Source organism: Nevskia sp., assembly GCF_023266035.1.
In the GTDB taxonomy this organism is placed as follows: domain Bacteria; phylum Pseudomonadota; class Gammaproteobacteria; order Nevskiales; family Nevskiaceae; genus Nevskia.
In genome coordinates, this window is record NZ_JAHFRY010000066.1 from 1 (window position 1) to 4,195 (window position 4,195).

Sequence of the window (4,195 nt, forward strand, 5' to 3'; positions counted from 1 at the left end):
GCCGAATGCCCGAAGTACTGCAGGCGCTGCACACCGTCTAGGCGCTCGCCGGCCATGACGCTGATCTGCACGGTCTGCAGCTTCGCGCCGTCGTCGACGCGGGCGATCAGCGCACGGCTGGCCAGCGCGCGCAGGCGGCGCATCAGCGGGCGCTGGGCTTGCTGGATGGCGGCGAGGAGGTTCACGGCCGGACCAGCTCGACGACGAGGCCGTCCTGGACGATATCGTTGTTGGCGGTGGCGCTGCCGGTGGCTTTGATCAGCGCCACCGCCGTGGTGTTGAAGTTCGGGGCGCTGTTGGCCAGCGCCTGCACGCCGTTCTGCGACACCAGCGCCGAGCTGCGCAGGAAATAGCTGACGACCGTCGCGACCTGGTCCGTGATGGCTCCGCTCACCCCGCAGTCGTAGGAAATCGCATAGCAGTTCGCCGTGCCGGTAACGGTCGCTTCGGCGCTGTCTGCGCCTGAGTTGGCGAACGTCAGGAAATAGCTGTTCGCGTTGCCGGACTGGTCGGTCGCGGTTTCGTCGAGGCCCGACTGCAGGCAGGTGATCGAGCCGGCGGCAACGCTCGCGGCAATGAAACTGCCGTTGAAGGTCGCCGGCCCCAGATTGGTCATCACCACCGGATCGCCGACCAGGAACGGATGCGTGCCCCCGGTGAATCCGAAGGTCAAGACCCCGCCACTGCGCGACGCAGCGTTGACGTTGGCTGACTTCGTGCCGATGCCCGCGACCACCGGCGCGCCGTTGTAGCTTGCGTCCGACAAAGCGACAGTCAGCGGGTCATCCACTGCGAATGCCTGAAGAGAAGTCAGGCGGATGGTCGCGACGTTTGCGGTGCGGCTGGCGCGGACCACGCTGGCGGAAAGGTTCACCGCCCGAGTGATCGGGAAAGTCCCGTTCACCCCTGCGTCATCACTGCTGGTCACGGTCGCCGCGTCCGCTACGGCGTAGCGGTGATTGGCAATGAAACCCATCGTAACGACGGTTCCGGTGCGCCCGATGTAGTTCGTGGTCAGGGTCAGCGGCGGTGCACGGCAGACGATCAGGGCATCGATCCGCCATTGGCCAGCCACGGAGGTCGCCAGTGAGGCACTGAGCAAGGTCGCGGTGCCGGCGTCCAGGGTCAGCGTCTTGGCGTTGGCATTGTTGGCGATCGATCCCCAGGCCGCGATGCGAACGCCGGTCTGTGCATTGATCAGCGAGCGTGCCGGCAGGCTGTACGACTGCAAGGTGTCGACGCCGGTGCCGATGTTGCCCACCGGGACTGCCGAGACGATGAAGCGCGGATCGTCATAGGTCAGTGTGACGGTGCCGGCGGTGTTGTCGAGGCCGGACACCAGTTCGCGGCGCTGATCGCGCTGGGTGACCTGGGCTGCAACGCGGATGCGGATATCGGTGACCACACCGCTCAAGGTGCTGGCGGCGATGATCGCGTTGTAGTTGACGCCGTCGACGATGATCGGCCCGACGATGTCGACATCGACCTGTCCCTGCACCCGGAACAATCCGGTGATCGCACCGCCATAGCCGGAGGTCTTGATGCGGAGATCGCCCAGGGTCAGCTTGCTGCGTCGGTTGGCGAAAGCCGGTGCGGCGAACTGGATCAGGAAGCCGCCGGTGCGGACATCGGCTTCCAGATCCATGTCCTGGATCATGACGTGGTAGGCGCCGCCCAGATCGAACACTCGCGAGGCTGGGCCTCGAATTTCGCCGCCCCGGAACACTACGGTCTGCCGGCCGCTGTGATCGATATCACCGCTGACCGAAATCACCCGCTGGTTGTAGCCAGGAATGGGCGTGGTCGGGAAGCGACTGCCCCCCATCTTGAGGTTGCGGAACTCAACCAGGTTGTCGAGGGCGCGCACCTCGCCGTAAGCGCCGCTGTTGCCCATGTCGACGGCGATGCCGTCCATGTAGTTCAGACACTCGATGTTCTCGTAGAGCGTTGAACCGCAGCGATGCTGGATGTGTTTGGGCACGATCGTGCCGTTGATCCAGGTCGAACAACCGATCAGCTTCAGATCCGAAAACGTGCCGAAAACGCCGTTCTTGTGCGTGTCGATGCCGTTGCCCATCGGGTTGGTGATGAGCCCCCCGGCGACGCGCCAGTACTTCGGCTCGCCGTGGCGCATGACGGCGGACAGCGACGACTGATAGCTCGATTCGCTGCTCGGATGCGATGTGGTGTGGATGTGCCGGGCACCCTCGGTATTGATGCCGGTGATCAGCGTGTATTTGTTCCAGCCGTCGTGATTCAGCAAGTACTGCTCGCTGCCGATCTCGGCGCTGTTGCGGGCGTAGGGGCAGCGCGGGTTGCGGAACGACGTGCGCAGGCAGCCGCGGATCGTATGGCCGAAGTTCCAGATGTCGCCGATGCCGCAGCCGTCCAGCACCAGGTTGTGAATGCCGGTGTAAGTGATGCAGCTCTTTGAGCCGTTGCGGGCGTCCACTTCGACGTTGCCGAAGCCGACCGGCACGATGTTCCGCACCACGCACTTGTATTTCGCGAACTTGCGCGCCCGCTTGATGCTGCCGGCGCTGATCGCCGCCGTGCGATCGAGCTTGGCGGTGAGGAACACGTAGCCCAGATAGCGGCCGTAAACCGTGTCGCCATCGATCTCGTAGTTACGCTGGTTCTTCGACGGCGAGCTGCAATCCAGCTCCACGTTCGATTCGATGTGCATCGCATCGCCGTAGGCGAAGTTGGCGGCGTCGCTCTGCGACAGCTCGATGCGGGTCACGCAATCGCAGTTGTTCAGCACCGCGCCCACACCGACGCCGGTGGTGACCTGCAGAACGCCGGCCACTTTCTTGACGAACAGGCCGGTTTCCGTCGTGAGGTCTGCCACCACGCCGGTGCCGGCGGCGGCGCCGTTCACCGAGACGCTCAATCCATCGATGCCAGCGATGCGCACCACCGCAGTGCTGCTGCTGGTGCCGCTGTTCTTGAAGTTGTAGACCGAGAAATCGAAACCATCGGCCAGGGTGCTGCTGAAGCTGACGGTAAAGATGGCGGCAGCGCTGCTGCGCGCGCGCTCCACGCGGAGGCCGCCGTGGTCGTACTGGGCCTCGTTGGCGCTGTTGATGGTCAGCGAGGCGGTGACGGAATCCGTCCATTCGCTGGCGGTGACATCCACCATTTCGAGGATGCTGTAAGGCCCCAGCATGTCGAGGCTGAAATCGATGTTCAGCGAGGTGCCCGTTACCGCGCTGGCGTCGATCGGGCTGAGAATCTTCGAGCCCCAGGGATCGCCTTCGATCCAGACATCCTGGCCGCTGAGGACGCTGGACGTGCCACCGGCCAGCAGCAGGCCGGCAGGCGCATCGGGGATATAGACCATGCCGCCGCCTGCGGTGGTCGCTGCGGCTTGGGCAGCCAGCACAGCTGGCACGCCGTTGGTCACGCCATCGAACACGGCGCCGAAGTCCGTGACGTTGAAGGTCGGAATTCCGCCCGAACCACCCGATCCTGATGGCCCGCGTACGTTGACAGCATTGGCGAGCACCGTGGTGAAGCCGGCGGTTCCCAGGTAGCTGCCGGTGGCAGGCTTGGTGCCGCTGCCGCCGGCCCAATCGGTGACCTGCAGAACGCGGCGCTCGCCATCGCTGATGGTGGCCAGAACGGGCGACCAGCCGTTGGTGCCAGCTGCACCCGTGCCTCCCGTTGCACCAGCCGGACCGGTGCCACCCGTCGGACCTGTCGGGCCGGCGTTGCCGGTGTCGCCTTTGACGCCCTGCAGACCTGCAGGGCCAGTCGCGCCCGCAGGGCCGGTGGCTCCAGCCACGCCTGCAGAGCCGGTTGCTCCCGCCGGGCCAGCGTCGCCGGTATCGCCTTTGTCGCCCTTGAGACCCTGCGGGCCGGTCGGACCGACAGCGCCTGCCGCACCGCCAGGTCCGATGTCGCCGGCATCGCCTTTGACGCCCTGCGGGCCTGCAGGGCCGGTCGCGCCGGCTGGGCCAGTGGCGCCGGTGTTGCCGGTATCGCCTTTCACTCCCTGCGGGCCTTGCGGGCCAGCCGGACCGGTGACGCCTGTCGCACCTGCGGGGCCGACATCTCCGACATCGCCCTTAATGCCCTGCGGGCCTGCAGGGCCGGTGGCGCCTGCGGGGCCTGTGGCGCCGGCTGCACCGGTGTTGCCGGTGTCGCCCTTCAAACCCTGCGGGCCTTGCGGGCCGGCAGGACCCACCGGGCC

At 66.0% G+C, this 4,195-nt stretch carries 1 protein-coding gene and 1 pseudogene; both read right to left on the bottom strand.

Features of this window, described 5'->3' with window-relative positions; all coding sequences use genetic code 11:
- Positions 1-185: phage baseplate assembly protein (locus Q0D45_RS11615; RefSeq protein ID WP_293392927.1), on the bottom strand; the 185-nt coding region annotated here is incomplete at its 3' end.
- Positions 182-4,195 (bottom strand): annotated as a pseudogene (locus tag Q0D45_RS11620) (hypothetical protein); the annotation flags it as partial. The gene Q0D45_RS11615 and the pseudogene Q0D45_RS11620, both read right to left, overlap by 4 nt.